This window comes from Pseudomonas baetica (genome assembly GCF_002813455.1).
Classification (GTDB): Bacteria; Pseudomonadota; Gammaproteobacteria; order Pseudomonadales; family Pseudomonadaceae; genus Aquipseudomonas; species Aquipseudomonas baetica.
In genome coordinates, this window is record NZ_PHHE01000001.1 from 4,228,539 (window position 1) to 4,243,017 (window position 14,479).

The following is a 14,479-nucleotide window of genomic DNA, read 5'->3' on the forward strand; positions in this document are numbered from 1 at the left end:
GCTCGCTCCCACAGGGGGATCGCATTCCAAATGTGGGAGCGAGCCTGCTCGCGAAGAGGGCAGCCAAAGCACTGCAAAGCTCAGATCAAAGCTGGGGAGTCCAGGTGACACCAAACATCCACGCCCGACCTTCCTCGCGATAGCCGTACTGGCTGCCGTCGTAGCTGTAATTCGCGCGGCTGTAACCCTTGTCCAAGAGGTTGTCGACCTTCAGATCCAGCTTGATCTCGCGGTTCAACGCCCAACTGCTGCGCAAGCCGAACAGTGCATAACCACCCAGCGACTGCTCATTTTTCAGGTCGTCATAACTGCTGCTGACCGCCTGCCAACTGGCGCCGAGGCTTACTCGATCAAACTGGCGATCCAGGTCCCAGCTCAGCGTACGTCGTGCGCGACGTGCCAGGGTGTGCCCGGTATCGCGATCACGCGGATCGATGATCGCCACGCCAAGATTGCTCTGCCAGCCGAACAGTTCCTGCTTCAATGCCGCTTCAAAACCATTGATCCGCGCCGATGCCACATTTTCCGGCCGGGAGTTGCTGCCGAAGATGATCGCGTCTTGCAGATTCGTCCGATACAGCGAAGCTTCCAGGCGAGTGCTGTCACTCAACTGGCTGCGCCATTGCAGTTCATAGCTTTTCGAGGTTTCTGGTTTGAGATTCGGGTTACTGAAATCCGGGTAGTAGAGGTCGTTGAAGGTCGGCGCGCGGAAACCTTCGCTGTAGCTCAGCAGCAAGTCATTGTCCCGGTTCAGCGGCAGGGTGAACGTACCGCTCCAGGTGTTCTGGCTGCCGAACTGCTGGTTGTCGTCGTGGCGCAGGCCCAGCTCCGTGGAGAAACTGTCAGCCTGATAACGATGCTGGATGAACGCGGCGCGGTTCCAGCGACTGTCTTCATCGAACGCGGTGCTGCTGTTGACCCGGTCTTCGTACCAGTCACCGCCGAGGATCAGGCTGTTGCGCGCGTCCAGGGTCAGGTCGTTCTGTCAGTTGACCGAGTCGCGATAGGTGTTGAACACCGTGCGTTCATCGCTGAGCTTGTCGAGGGTCTTCTCGCGGTTCTCGCTGTGGCCGAATTCGACCCGGGTTTTCCAAGTCTCGTTGACCCGGGCATCGACGTAGCTGCTGACGCTGCTGACGTTGAAATCGCTGTAGGGCTGCTGCTGCACCGATTCGAAAGTGTTCATGTCGAAGCGGCCGAACGGATTGTCGAATTCACTCTTGCCGCGGTTATCCAGCAGGTTGGCGCCGACTTCGATGTCATCGGTCAGCGCATGGCTGAGGCTTAGGCTGACCGACTTGTTGCGGTAGGCATCGTGATCGCCATCGCTCGGATACGACTCGTGGGTGCGGTCGAGGCCGGCGGTTTCATCAAGGCTGGCGCCAAGGTTGAAGCGGGTTTTCTCGTCCCCGCCGGACAGGCCAAGGCTGCGTGCCCAGGTCTGATGGCTGCCGAAGCCGACGTGCAGGCGCGGCTGTAATCCCTGTTCACTGCCCCGACGGGTGAAGATCTGAATCACCCCGCCAATCGCATCGCTGCCGTAAATCACCGAGCGCGAGCCGCGCAGCACTTCTACGCGCTCGATCTGCTCGATGTTGAGGTGCTGCAGATTACTGTCGCCGGAAGTCGAGCTGCCGATGCGCTGGCCGTCGACCAGTACCAGGCTTTGCGCCGACTGCGTGCCGCGAATGTAGATCCCCGGCAGACTGCCGCGCCCACCGGCCTGCGCCACTTGTACGCCCGGAACACGACGCAGCAGGTCCGGCACGTCGCTCGGTTGCAGGCGGTCGATGTCTTCGCGGGTGAACACGGTGTTGGCGGCACTGCTGTCGTTGCGTGCTTCGACCTGGCGGTTGGCGCTGATGAGCGTGTCCGGCAGTTTCAGCGCTTGATCGCGTTCGAAGGTGTCGGCGAGGGCGCTGGTGGTTGGCAGCAGAAGGAAGGGCAGGGCGAGGCGTGAGAGTTTCATGGACAGTCCACTTTCAGGTGTACACAAATCAAATGTGGGAGCGAGCCTGCTCGCGAATGCGGTGTATCAGTCAGCAATGAATTGACTGACATTCCGCTTTCGCGAGCAGGCTCGCTCCCACAAGGGTAATGCGTTTATTTGTCGAGTAAGGTCAGACGCTCGCGAATCGAAGCTTCGATCCCTGCCTCATCCAGACCACACTCGGCCAGCATTTGCGCAGGCTTGGCGTGCTCGACGTAAACATCCGGCAAGCCCAGATGCAGCAACGACTTGAGGATGTTCTCGCGGGCGAGAAACTCGCTGACCGCGCCACCGGCACCGCCCATGATCGCGTTCTCTTCGATCGTCACCAGCAACTCATGGCTGCCGGCAATCTCGCGCACCAACTCTTCATCCAGCGGTTTGACGAAACGCATGTCGACCACGGTGGCATCCAGCTTCTCGGCGACTTTCAGCGCCTCGGCCAGTTGGACGCCGAACACCAGCAGGGCGACTTTGTTGCCCTGACGACGGACGATGCCCTTGCCGATTTCGATCGGTTCGAGGTCTTTCTCGATGGTTGCGTTCGGGCCAGTGCCACGTGGGTAACGCACTGCCGCCGGGCCGTTGTAGCGGTGACCGGTGGTGAGCATTTTGCGCAGTTCGTTTTCATCGCTCGGGGTCATGATGACCATGCCCGGGATGCAACGCAGGTACGACAGGTCGAAACTGCCAGCGTGGGTCGGGCCGTCTTCGCCCACCAGGCCTGCGCGGTCGATGGCGAACAGCACGTCGAGGTTCTGCACCGCCACATCATGCACGAGCTGGTCGTAACCACGCTGCAGGAATGTCGAATAGATCGCCACCACCGGTTTGGCGCCTTCGCAGGCCATGCCGGCAGCGAACGTCACCGCGTGTTGCTCGGCAATTGCCACGTCGAAGTAGCGCAGCGGGAAACGTTCACTGAACCCCACCAGATCCGAGCCTTCCTTCATCGCCGGGGTAATCCCGACCAGGCGTGGGTCCGCTGCGGCCATGTCGCACAGCCATTCGCCGAACACCGCCGAATACTTCGGCCCGCCAGCCTTTTTCGGGGCAGCGGCCGGAGCGTCGACAGGTTCGAGCTTGGTAATCGCGTGGTAGCCGATCGGGTCGACTTCCGCCGGGGCGAAGCCTTTGCCTTTTTTGGTGACGATGTGCAGGAACTGCGGGCCTTTCAGATCGCGCATGTTGCGCAGGGTGGCGATCAGGGTCGGCAAGTCGTGGCCGTCGATCGGACCGATGTAGTTCCAGCCCAGCTCTTCGAACAGCGTGCCGGGGACCAGCATGCCTTTTGCGTATTCTTCGGTGCGGCGGGCGATTTCCCAGGCGCCGGGCAGGCGCGACAGGACTTTCTTGCTGCCTTCACGCATGCTCGCGTAAGTGCGGCTGGACAGGATCTTCGCCAGATAATTCGACAGACCGCCAACGTTGCGCGAGATCGACATGTCGTTGTCGTTGAGGATCACCAGCATGTTGGCGTTGACTTCCGGCGCGTGGTTCAGCGCCTCGAAAGCCATGCCAGCGGTCAACGCGCCATCGCCGATCACGGCAATCGCCTTGCGATCACTGTTTTGCAGGCGGGCGGCAATCGCCATGCCCAGCGCTGCGCTGATCGAGGTGCTGGAGTGGCCGACGCCAAAGGTGTCGTACTCGCTCTCGGCGCGACGCGGGAACGCGGCGATGCCGTCCTTCTGGCGCAGGGATTCCATGCGCTCGCGTCGGCCGGTGAGGATCTTGTGCGGATACGCCTGATGACCCACGTCCCACACCAGCCGGTCGTCCGGGGTGTCGAAGACGTAATGCAACGCGATAGTCAGCTCGATGACGCCCAGGCCGGCACCGAAATGCCCACCGGTCTGGCCGACCGTGTAGAGCAATTCCAGGCGCAACTCATCGGCCAGGGTTTCCAGCTCGGCTTCGCCTAACCGGCGCAGGCCGTCCGGCGTATTCGCGCGGTCGAGCAGGGGCGTGGTCGGGCGCTTGCGGGGAATCTCATGAAACGTCGTGGGCATCAGGCGAATCGTTATAGGTATAAAAGATGCGGCAGTTTACCTGATGCATCGCCCCCTGCCCACGCGTTGGTCTTTTTTGGCTGATTCGCCGTCAGTTGCGGCGCTCGACGATATATCGGGCCAACTCGCGCAAAGGCTCGGCCGCCGCGTCAAACGGTCGCAGGGCGTCGAGGGCCTGATCGCGCAGTTCTATCGCGTAGGCCTTGGCAGCGTCCAGGCCCAGCAGGGCCGGGTAGGTCGGTTTATCGCGAGCGATATCGGCGCCTTGGCGTTTGCCGAGGGTTGCGGTATCACTTTCGACGTCAAGAATGTCGTCCTGCACCTGAAAGGCCAGACCGATGGCCTGTGCATAAGTCTGCAGGGCCTTGAGGTCATCCGGCTCGGCACGGCCGCTGGCCAGGGCGCCGAGTTTGACGCTGACTTCGATCAACGCGCCGGTCTTGTGCCGGTGCATCTGTTCGAGGGCTTTCTGATCGAGCTTCAGACCGACCGAACCGAGGTCGATGGCTTGGCCACCGACCATGCCCGCCGGGCCTGCGGCCTGAGCCAGCGCGGTGACCATTTGCAGACGGATGTCGGCGTCGAGATTGCTCAAACGTGGGTCAAGCAAGGCGCTGAACGCCAGGCTTTGCAAACCATCACCGGCAAGAATCGCGCAGGCTTCATCGAATTTTTTGTGGGTGGTGGGCTGGCCGCGACGCAGATCGTCGTCGTCCATTGCCGGCAAATCGTCGTGCACCAGCGAGTAAGCGTGGATCAGCTCAACCGCACACGCTGCGCCGTTGGCCTGCTCAGCCTCGCCGCCGAGCGCTTCACACGCGGCGTAAGCCAGCAGCGGACGCACGCGTTTGCCGCCGTTCATCACGCTGTAGCGCATGGCTTCATAAAGGCGCGCCAGTTCTGGCAGCGGCGCGTTGAACAGACTTTCCAGTGCCGCGTTGACCCGGGCCTGACTGGTCGCCGAATACGCTGCAATCATTCTGGCTGTTCCGCGTCGAAGGGTTCCTCGGCGAGTTCGCCATCGCGCTCCAGCAGCACTTGCACCTTCTGCTCGGCCTGGGCCAGCTCTGCCTGGCAATCACGGGTCAGCCCGATGCCCTGCTCGAAAGCGGTCAGCGAGTCTTCCAGCGACAATTCACCGTTCTCCAGACGCTCGACCAGTGTTTGCAGGTCGGCGAGGGACTGTTCGAAATCCAGTGCAGCTTTTTTGCGGGCCATGGCGGCGATTTTCCGGTTGACGTTAAACCGGCGCGACACTAGCAGATAGGGGGTTTATGGGCAAATGAGCGGGGGGCGCAGATGGATCAATGGGTGGATTCGCCTGGATAGCGGATCTGGTAGCGAGTGCTCCGCCCGCCGCCCGGAAGTCGTTGCAGGCAGCCTTTGTCCAGCAACTCCGCCAGATGCCGGGTAGCCGTAGCCTTTGAGACTTTCGCCACACTTTGATATTGCGCCGCACTGATGCCGTGTTCGAAACCGCGCTCCCCGCCGTCGAGCAAACGATTGAGCACTTTGATCTGCTCCACCGACAGTTCAGATTCGCGGTGCGCCTGCCAGAAACGCGACTTGCCCAGCACGCCCTCGATCCGCGCGATGGCTTGTTGCAGGCTGCGCAGCAAGGTTTGCAGGAACCATGTCAGCCATTGCGTGATGTCCAGCGTGGCTTTCTGGCTGGATTCCAGAACTCGGTAATAGCCGCCGCGATCATCGAGGATGCTGGCCGACATGGCATAAAAACAGATCGCCCGTGCTTCGCCCTGAGCCAGCGCCAGATCGGTGATGGTGCGGGTCAGGCGACCGTTGCCATCGTCGAACGGGTGCAGCGTGACGAACCAGAAATGCGCGATGCCTGCTCGCAGCAAAGGATCGAGGCCAGCCTGACGCTGGCTGGCTTCGAACCACTCGAGAAAGCTGTCGAGTTGCCGCTCAAGGCCTTGTCTGGGCGGGGCTTCGAAGTGCACGATCGGACGATCAATCCGCCCGGAAACCACTTGCATCGGCTCCTCGCCACGTAGCGCACCGACATTGATTGCGCGCGAAGAAAAGCCTGTTTCCGGATCAGGGAACAGCCATTCATGCCATTCCAGTAACCGCTCCAGCGTCAACGGCTCATTGAAGTGCCGTGTTGCATCGAGCATCAATTGCGCCAGACCTTCACTGCGCTGACTGACTTTTTCGTCATCGACCCGTTCCAGGCCCAGACGCCGCGCCAGTGACGAACGAACTGAACCGACATTCAACTGCTCGCCCTCGATGGCCGAGGAAGTCACGATGTTTTGCAGCAATGCGTCGAGTTCAGTCTGAGCACTCAAAGAGTTACCCACTGATCCGGCCATGCCCATCAATTGACCTTGTGCCTGCACGCACTCACGCAGCAACGGCGTCAGACGTTCTGCCTGCCAGTTGAAATCGGGCCAGTCGGGTTGTTGCCAGATCCAGTTCGTAGCCATTGGATGCCATTCCTGAGTGCGTGAGCCGAATAGAAACGCTATTCGGCTCATTTTGTGAGCCGAATATGACGCCTATTCGGCTCATCGTCCACCCGACGCCGTGATTGCTACCGCAAAAGCAGATGTATCCGATTGTTAAAAAACTGCCGAATGGCTAATCTTCGCGCCTTCTACGACCCAATAGTCACGGGTCTTTCAGACGAAACGCAGTTTCCACCGCTGTGAAGTACCGAGGATCGGGTGCAAGGTTTCGTTCAGGCATGGCAGGAGGCATCACATGCGTTCATTTCTTATGCTGCTGATCGGCCTGGCCTGCGCGCCTGCGCTGCTGGCCGCGCCGACGGCAGAGATGTCTGAACCGGTAGGCGGCTGGCGCTACCACGGCTTGCTCGACCGCACCGAAAACCCGCAAGTCGCTTATCCCACGCCGCCGATCGATCGCGGCATCCAGCGCAATCGTACGATGATCCAGGGCCAGCTCAAGGCTCTCGGGCATATGCGCCCGCCGCACAGTCTCGCGGTCAACGGCAATCCCCTGAATCTGTACACCGACGACCAAGGCCGTTTCGCCCGGCCCTATGCGTTCGGCGCCGGTTCCAACAGTGTCGAAGTGATCAGCGCCGAGGGGCAGTCGCTCAAGCGCGTGCAATTTTATGAAGCAAATAATCTGCGCACGCCGGCGAGAATTCGTCTTGTCTTGGGGTGGGACGATCCGAAAGCCGAGCTCGATCTGCACATTGTCACGCCTGATGGCCAACATGCCTTTTGGGCGCGGCCGGCGCTGAGCAATGGCGGTGGTCTGGACCCGGATGGTGTCGATGGCCCCGGCCCGGAAATGTTCACCATGACCGCGCCGCTGCATGGCACTTATCTGGTTTACGTCAACTATTGGGGCAACTTCGGCAACGGCAGCTATAACTTCGAGGAGACCAGCAACCAGAACGAGGTGATCACCTCGCAAATCACGCTGGTGCTCAACGAAAACACCGTCGACGAAAAACGCGAGACGTTCATCGTGCCCCTGCGGGCGATCGGTGATCTGCTGCTGGTCAAGACTTTCAACTATTAAGCATCCCGCTCCACGGATGAACTTCGGGTTTTGTGAACATGAGTGATAACGCTGCTTCTCCGGCCGTCCCGACACCTGCCGGCAAACCTTCCCGGCGCTGGCCGGCACTGCTGATCGGATTGGTCCTGGTGGCCGGCGTAGCGGGAGGTTTTGGCTGGCTGCTGCTCAAACCCAAGGCGCCGCCGGCAGAGCTTGCCAGTGACAAACTCGGTCTGAGCCGCCCCGACGCCTTGCTCGAAACGCACTCCCTGAGCCAGTTGCCCAAAGACTTGCTGACGGTGCCGTTCCTCAAGGCCACGCTCACCGAAGATTTTGTCTTCTATTACGAAACCCACGCCGACCGCCTCGGGCTGATCGGCAGCCTGCGCCGGATCATCTACGAGCATGACCTGAAGTTGCAGGACAGCCTGATCGAACAGCTTTTCGATCAGCCGGCGGACGTCGCGCTGTGGCGTGGCGCCGATGGCCGGCTCAAGGATTTCCTGCTGGTGATGGATCGCGGCGGGCTGGCCAAGCTACTGGAGCCGTTGGCGAAGGTCGCGCTGGATGATTCGCAGCTCAGCGTGTTGGGCAATCTCAAAGTCGGCAGCGACGAGGTGCCGCTGTACCAGCTCAGCTACAACGCCAGCAAATCGCTGCTGTTCGCTTCGCGCGGCGACAAACTGGTGGTGCTGTCCAATCCGGCCAAGTATTACGATCCCGAAAGCGGCATGTCCGAAGAGTCGGGCCATGTCTCACCGCAAGCACTGGCAGCGCTGCTCAACGGCGAAAAACTGTTCCCCGAGGCTTTCGGCCTTCCAGTCAAACCCCCCGAAACCAAACAACGTCTGTCGGTCAACTCCAGCGTCCTCGCCATGGGCTACCAGCGCTTCATCCCGAACTTCGCCGGGCTGCGTTTCGACATGGACGACAAGGGCTGGCACAGCTACCTCGCCATGGATGAGCTGGAAAACCAGCCGGACTTTGACTTCAAACCGGTCTGGCAAGCCATGCCGCTGGGCGCCAGTGCCTGCGTGACCTTGCCAGTAGCCGCCGAACAGCAGAAACCGTTGCTGGTAAAACTCGGTGCGGAAGAAGCCATGGCGCAGACACTCACCGAACACGTGGCCGGCGTGGCGGGCCTGTGCTGGTACGCCGATTCGCGGCTTTACACGCCGTTACTGGTCGCCAGTCTGAAGGACGAGGACAGCAGCAAACTCGACGGCGATCTCGGCAAACTGTTCGGTTCGATGGTCGGCGCCTTCGAGTCCAACGTTGAAGAAAAAGTATTCCCGGTGGTCGAGAAGCAGGAAGGCAAGAGCCACGTCTGGCAGCGTCAGGTCAGCTCGAACTTCGGCCCGTACGCCGCGAAAACTGCCGAGAATCCGGACGCAATCAGCGGCAAGGCTTTCATGAAAGTCAGCCTCGCGCGCCATGGTTCGACACTGCTGTTCTCCCTCGACGACAAACTGGTCGATAAAGCCCTCGGCACCCTCGACAAGCGCTTCCCGCCGATGGCCGACGTACTGCCCAAAGACGTGCTGATGCCAATCTATTTCGGCCCGGACTCCATGGCGCAACTGATGCAGCAGGAAACCCTCGACAGCCTGCCGCAGGACATGGAACCGGTGTTTTACAACGCCGCGCAAACCTACCTGATCCCGAAATTGCGCACCCTCGGCGGCTACGGCAAATATGCCCTGACCTTGCCTGAAGGCAGCGAACCCGACGGCCACTGGCAATGGCTGCCACTGGAATGGAAAGCGCTGTGACGGCACTGATCCGCAGCCTCGGCCTGCTCGCGCTGTTGCTCAGCGCCGGCGCCCGTGCGATTGAGGCTCCGGCACTTGATCCGGCGCAGTCCCAGGTGTTCCGCGCCTGGTTCGTGCGTATCGCCCAGGAGCAACTGAGCCAGGGCCCGAGCCCGCGCTGGTACCAGCAGGACTGCGCCGGGCTGGTGCGTTTCGCCGCCAACGAGGCGCTGAAAGTCCACGACGACAAATGGCTGCGCAGCAATGGCCTGTCCAATCGCTACCTGCCGCCGGAGCTGTCGCTGAGCGACGATCAGCGCAAGCTCGCCCAGCAATGGCAGCAGGGCGGCGGCAAGGTCGGGCCGTACGTCAACGCGATCAAACTGATTCAGTTCAACAGCCATCTGGTCAGCCGCGATGTATCGCAGGCGCGCCCCGGTGACCTGATGTTTTTCGATCAGGGCGACGACCAGCACCTGATGATCTGGATGGGCCGCTACATCGCCTATCACACCGGCACCACCACCCCCACTGACAACGGCATGCGTTCGGCAAGCCTGCAGCAACTCATGACATGGAAGGACACCCGATGGATACCCGACGCAGCCAACCCCAACTTCATCGGCGTCTATCGACTGAACTTTCTCTCCCAATGACCGGTGCCAGCATGTTGCGACTCTGCGCAAAAATTCCTCTGTTGCTGGCACTGCTGCTGCCTCTGGCGACTGTTAATGCCGAAGATTCGGTGGAGCCCAGCGGCTACACGCCAGTGTCCGGCGAAAGCTTCTTCCTGCTGGCCGACAGCAGTTTTGCCGCCGACGAGCAGGCGATGGTCCGTCTCGAAGCGCCGGGCCGCGACTACCGTCGTTTCCGCATGGAACCTTACGGCGGCGCCGACATTCGTGTGTACCGCATCGACAAGCCGCTGGACTTCCTCAAGCGCCAGAAGAATCTGCACCGCGTGGTCAGCGACGGCCAGTTCAAGGGCGAAGGCCTGTCCAACACCCTCGCGTATCTGTGGGACAACTGGTACCGCAAATCCCGTCGGGTGATGCAGCGTGCGTTCTCCTATGAATCGCGCAAACAGGTCACCGAGGAAGTGCCGGAGCTGAAGATGGGCAACGCCATCGCCGCACCGACTCCGTATGACGCACAGCCGCAGTTCGCGCTGATTCCGGGTCTGCCGGTGGTCAGCCAGTTCCGTTATCCGCTGTGGCAGGCCAAGCCGATCCAGCCGCCGGCCGGGGTCAATCTGGCCGGGTCTTCCAGTGACTTCGTCAGCGTCGCACCGGGCAACGTCTACATCCCGTTGGGTAACCTGAAACCGGGTCTGTACCTGGTCGAAGCGCTGATCGGCAAGTACCGAGCAACCACCATGGTTTTCGTCTCTAACACCGTTGCAGTCAGCAAGATTGCCGGTGACGAATTGCTGGTCTGGGCCACGCGCAAACACGAAGGCAGTTCGGTGCCGAAGGTTAACGTGCTGTGGACTGACGGCCTCGGCGTGATGAGCAGCGGTGCTACCGATGCCGATGGTTTGCTGCGTCTGAAGCACGTCAGCCCTGAGCGTTCGTTCGTGATCGGCGAGGACGAGGAAGGCGGTGTATTCGTCTCCGAGAACTTCTATTACGACAGCGAAATCTACGACACCAAACTCTATGCCTTTACCGACCGGCCGCTGTATCGCCCGGGGGATTGGGTGTCGCTGAAAATCGTCGGTCGCGAGTTCAAGAACGCGCGGGACTCGGTGCTGCCGGGCGCGGCGGACGTCAGCGTCAGCGTGCTCGATGCCACCGGCACCGAGCTGCAACACCTCGATCTGAAACTTGATTCGAAGGCCGGTACTCAGGGCCGTTTCCAGTTGCCGGACAACGCCGTGGCCGGTGGTTATGAAATCCGTTTCAACTACAAGGATCAGGCCTACAGCAGCGCCTTCCGTGTGGCCGAATACATCAAGCCGCACTTCGAGATTTCGCTGAACCTGGCCAAACAGGACTACCGCACCGGCGAACCGGTAAAAGGCAGTCTGGTGCTGCTGTATCCGGACGGCAAACCGGTAGCCAACGCGAAACTGACCCTGAGCCTGCGCGCCCAGCAACTGTCGATGGTCGACAACGAGCTGCAATACCTCGGGCAATTCCCGGTGGAATTGACCAGCACCGAATTGACCACTGACAGCAAAGGCAACGCGACCCTCGACCTGCCGGCCGCCGACAAACCGAGCCGCTACATGCTCACCGTGTTCGCCAGCGATGGCGCGGCGTATCGGGTCAAGACCACCAAGGTAATCCTCATCGACCGTGGCGCCGCGAGCTTCCGTCTGAGCGCGCCGCAACGCTTCAGTGCGGCCAACGACAAGGTGACGTTCAGCTATGCCAACGAGGGTGGCACCGAGCAAAGCAAAGCGGTCACGCCGAGTCGTTACGGCTGGGTGCGTCTGGAAGATCAGAGCACGGGCGAGGGCAAACTCGCCGCGACGGATAAAGGCTTCAGCCTGGCGTTCGAACGTCCGGGCACTTACAACCTGACCTTGAAGGATCAGCACGGTCGCGTCCTCGGCGCCACGGGCCATTCGGTCACTGGTGACGGCGTCAAAGCGGTGCCGGGCACCGTGGAAATCGTCCTCGACAAACCTGAATACAAGGCTGGCGATGAAGCGCTGGCGCTGATCACGTTCCCTGAGCCGGTCAGCGATGCCTTGCTGTCGCTGGAGCGTGACAAGGTCGAAGCCACCGCGCTGCTGGCCAAGGGCGGCGACTGGCTGAAACTGGAAAAACTCAGCGACACCCAATACCGCGCGCGCATCCCGGTGAAGGACAACTTCGCACCGAACCTGACCTTCTCCGTGCTCTACACCAAGGGCGGGCAGTACAGCTTCCAGAACGCCGGGATCAAGGTTGTCGCGCCGCAAATCGACGTGGCCATCAGTACCGACAAAGCGGTGTATCAACCGGGCGATACCGTCACCGTTGACCTGACCACGCAGTTCGCCGGCAAAGCCGTACCGGCGCACCTGACCGTCAGTGTTGTCGATGAAATGGTCTACGCGCTGCAACCGGAAGTTGCGCCGACCATCGACCAGTTCTTCTACCACCCGCGCCGTAACAATGTGCGCACCAGCGCCAGTTTGTCGTTCATCAGTTACGACGTAGCGTTGCCGGGCAGCCCCGGTGCACCGGGCAAGGCCAACCGCAGCGAGCGTGGGGTGAAAGTACTGGAGCGTCCGCGTCGTGAAGACGTCGACACCGCCGCATGGCAGCCGGAGTTGCTGACCGGCGCCGACGGCAAAACCCGTTTCACCTTCAAGATGCCGGACTCGCTGACCCGCTGGCGCATCACCGCGCGAGCGATTGCCGATGACGGTCAGGTCGGGCAGAAGAAACAATTCGTCCGTTCGGAAAAACCGCTGTACCTGAAGTGGAGCGGCCCGAGCAAATTCCGCAAGGGCGATCAGCCGCAACTCGGTGTGTTCGCTTTCAGTCAGGCCGAGAAACCGGTCAAGGCTGAACTGGTCACCCATTACGCGGGCGCCGAACAACGCCTGCCGGTGACCCTGAACAACGGCATCAACTACCTGCCGCTGCCGGCATTCACGTTGGCCTCCGGCGAGTGGACGGCGGAACTGGTGCAGGACGGCAAAACTGCCGATGCCCTGGCCGTGCGATTGAGCGCGACCGGCGATGGCTGGCAGGTGACGCAAACGCAAAGCCTTGATGTCGCCAGCGGCGACACTGCGCTGAGTCTGCCGGCGGATGCCACCGACATTCGCCTGCGTCTGGATGACAGCCCGCAAGCGTTGTTCCGCTCGGCGCTCGATGATCTGCTCAGCTATCCGTACGGCGGCGTCGAGCAGACGGCCAGCCGTTTGCTGCCGCTGAGTATCGCCTATCCATCACTGGCATCGAGCCCGCAGATCCGCGATCGCTTGCGCCTGATCATGCAAAACAGCCGTCTGCGCCTGGTGCAAATGGCCGGGCCATCGGCGAGCTTCACCTGGTGGGGTTACGACGGTGAGCCGGATGCGTTTCTCACTGCTTACGCCTATTACGCCGACTGGAACGCCAGCCAGGTGCTGGAACTGACTCTGCCGCCGGAGCACTGGCAGCGCGTGTTGGAGGTTTATGCCAAGCAAGCGCCGAACACACCGCTGTTGCAGCGGGCGCTGATTCTGTCGTTCGCCAAGCAGATGCACTTGCCGGTCAACACATTGCTCAGCGGTTTGATGGACGACCTGGCGAAGGCCGGGGAAGGCAATGCTGAAACGATGATGGACGCTGGCGAAGACAGTCTGGTGATGAGCGATCCGGATTCGGCGCTCGGTCTGGCGGCGGCGCGGGTGTTGACCGCAGCGCTGGCGACCCAGTCGAAAGTCGCGTTGCCTGATGCCTTCAATCGTCAGGTCGGCGCGGCGCAACAGCGTCTGGCGGTCAGTTCGCAGCCGTTCGCCGAAGCGCTGAACCTGTCGCTGCAAGCGTTCGATCAGAACCGCGCGACGGCGTTGTTGCAACGTCTGCTGCCACAACAATCGACGCTTGAACGTGCGCTGGCGCTGAGCTGGTTGCAACGCAGCATCGCCCAGGCGTCGCCGACCATAGCGCTGACACCGGGTGAAGGCTGGAAGAAAAATTACGGTGCGACCGGTGAGATGTTCTGGACGTGGCAGGGCGCGACCCCGGTGCCGAGCGTGTTGACGGTGTCCGGCACACAAGAGCGTCCGCTGCGGGCGGCGCTGAGCTTCCAGACTCGGCAACCGGCCGTCGATCCGATGGCTGTGACCATCACCCGTCGCTTGTCGCGACTGGTCCCGGGCGACGAAGCATTCACCTTCAAACTGGAACCGGTCGGTACTAAACCGTTGTCCAGCGACAGCCTGTATCTGGACGAAGTGATCCTCACCAGCAAAGCGCCGAAACCGCTGCGCTACGGCATGCTCGAAGTGCCGCTGCCACCGGGCGCCGATGTTGAGCGCACCACGTGGGGCATCAAGTTGCAGGGCAAGGACGGCACCGAGCCGACCGCGCTGGAGAAGGCACGCTTCGAGCCGGGGCAGTTGGCTTATGCCGTGCCGGTGGATGCGCTGAGCGGCGAACTGCGTCTGCGCCATCTGGTGCGTTTCTCGCAGAAGGGCCAGTTCAACCTGCCGCCGGTGCGTTTCACTCAGGTCTACGCGCCGCAGCATCAGGCTCAGGAAGCGAAAGCCGCCCTCGGTCAGGTCACGGTCAACTGAC

At 61.3% G+C, this 14,479-nt stretch carries 8 protein-coding genes and 1 pseudogene; 4 read left to right on the plus strand and 5 right to left on the minus strand.

The window, feature by feature from the left end; all coding sequences use genetic code 11:
• Positions 1 to 85: 85 nt before the first annotated feature.
• From ATI02_RS19535 to ATI02_RS19555, 5 genes and pseudogenes are all read right to left on the minus strand, one after another.
• Positions 86 to 1,969: pseudogene (locus tag ATI02_RS19535) on the minus strand (TonB-dependent receptor domain-containing protein).
• Positions 1,970 to 2,103: 134 nt separating this feature from the next.
• Positions 2,104 to 4,002, minus strand: a complete 1,899-nt coding sequence (dxs, locus tag ATI02_RS19540) for a 1-deoxy-D-xylulose-5-phosphate synthase (RefSeq protein WP_100847092.1) — start codon at positions 4,000 to 4,002, stop codon at positions 2,104 to 2,106.
• A gap of 91 nt (positions 4,003 to 4,093) precedes the next feature.
• Entirely contained in the window at positions 4,094 to 4,981 is an 888-nt protein-coding gene (ispA, locus tag ATI02_RS19545) for a (2E,6E)-farnesyl diphosphate synthase (RefSeq protein ID WP_095188493.1), read from the minus strand.
• Complete coding sequence (locus tag ATI02_RS19550) at positions 4,978 to 5,220, minus strand: exodeoxyribonuclease VII small subunit (protein ID WP_100847093.1); 243 nt, start codon at positions 5,218 to 5,220, stop codon at positions 4,978 to 4,980. The genes ispA and ATI02_RS19550 overlap by 4 nt, the downstream gene beginning before the upstream one ends.
• Before the next feature lie 86 nt (positions 5,221 to 5,306).
• Positions 5,307 to 6,452 carry a Fic family protein gene (locus tag ATI02_RS19555; protein ID WP_100847094.1) on the minus strand — a complete coding sequence of 382 codons (1,146 nt, stop codon included), beginning with the start codon at positions 6,450 to 6,452 and terminating at the stop codon, positions 5,307 to 5,309.
• Between the two features lie 277 nt (positions 6,453 to 6,729).
• Between ATI02_RS19555 and ATI02_RS19560 the strand changes: the two genes are divergently transcribed.
• The 4 genes from ATI02_RS19560 to ATI02_RS19575 are packed head-to-tail and all read left to right on the plus strand — an operon-like array spanning position 6,730 to position 14,478.
• Entirely contained in the window at positions 6,730 to 7,521 is a 792-nt protein-coding gene (locus ATI02_RS19560) for a YfaP family protein (protein ID WP_100847095.1), read from the plus strand.
• 38 nt (positions 7,522 to 7,559) lie between these two features.
• The gene (locus tag ATI02_RS19565; RefSeq protein ID WP_100847096.1) at positions 7,560 to 9,272 is read left to right on the plus strand and encodes a DUF2138 domain-containing protein; all 1,713 of its coding nucleotides are present in this window, start codon (positions 7,560 to 7,562) and stop codon (positions 9,270 to 9,272) included.
• The gene (locus ATI02_RS19570) at positions 9,257 to 9,907 is read left to right on the plus strand and encodes a DUF1175 domain-containing protein (RefSeq protein WP_095188489.1); all 651 of its coding nucleotides are present in this window, start codon (positions 9,257 to 9,259) and stop codon (positions 9,905 to 9,907) included. Before ATI02_RS19565 ends, ATI02_RS19570 begins: the two co-directional genes overlap by 16 nt.
• Positions 9,904 to 14,478 carry an alpha-2-macroglobulin family protein gene (locus ATI02_RS19575; protein WP_100847097.1) on the plus strand — a complete coding sequence of 1,525 codons (4,575 nt, stop codon included), beginning with the start codon at positions 9,904 to 9,906 and terminating at the stop codon, positions 14,476 to 14,478. Before ATI02_RS19570 ends, ATI02_RS19575 begins: the two co-directional genes overlap by 4 nt.
• Position 14,479 lies beyond the last annotated feature (1 nt).

Excerpts from the sequence above, each read along its gene's own strand:
- ATI02_RS19570 (WP_095188489.1), top strand. The coding sequence starts at position 9,257 with ATGGAAAGCGCTGTGACGGCACTGATCCGCAGCCTCGGCCTGCTCGCG.
- ATI02_RS19575 (WP_100847097.1), top strand. The coding sequence starts at position 9,904 with ATGACCGGTGCCAGCATGTTGCGACTCTGCGCAAAAATTCCTCTGTTG.
- ATI02_RS19560 (WP_100847095.1), top strand. The coding sequence starts at position 6,730 with ATGCGTTCATTTCTTATGCTGCTGATCGGCCTGGCCTGCGCGCCTGCG.
- dxs (WP_100847092.1), bottom strand. The coding sequence starts at position 4,002 with ATGCCCACGACGTTTCATGAGATTCCCCGCAAGCGCCCGACCACGCCC.
- ATI02_RS19565 (WP_100847096.1), top strand. The coding sequence starts at position 7,560 with ATGAGTGATAACGCTGCTTCTCCGGCCGTCCCGACACCTGCCGGCAAA.
- ATI02_RS19555 (WP_100847094.1), bottom strand. The coding sequence starts at position 6,452 with ATGGCTACGAACTGGATCTGGCAACAACCCGACTGGCCCGATTTCAAC.
- ATI02_RS19550 (WP_100847093.1), bottom strand. The coding sequence starts at position 5,220 with ATGGCCCGCAAAAAAGCTGCACTGGATTTCGAACAGTCCCTCGCCGAC.
- ispA (WP_095188493.1), bottom strand. The coding sequence starts at position 4,981 with ATGATTGCAGCGTATTCGGCGACCAGTCAGGCCCGGGTCAACGCGGCA.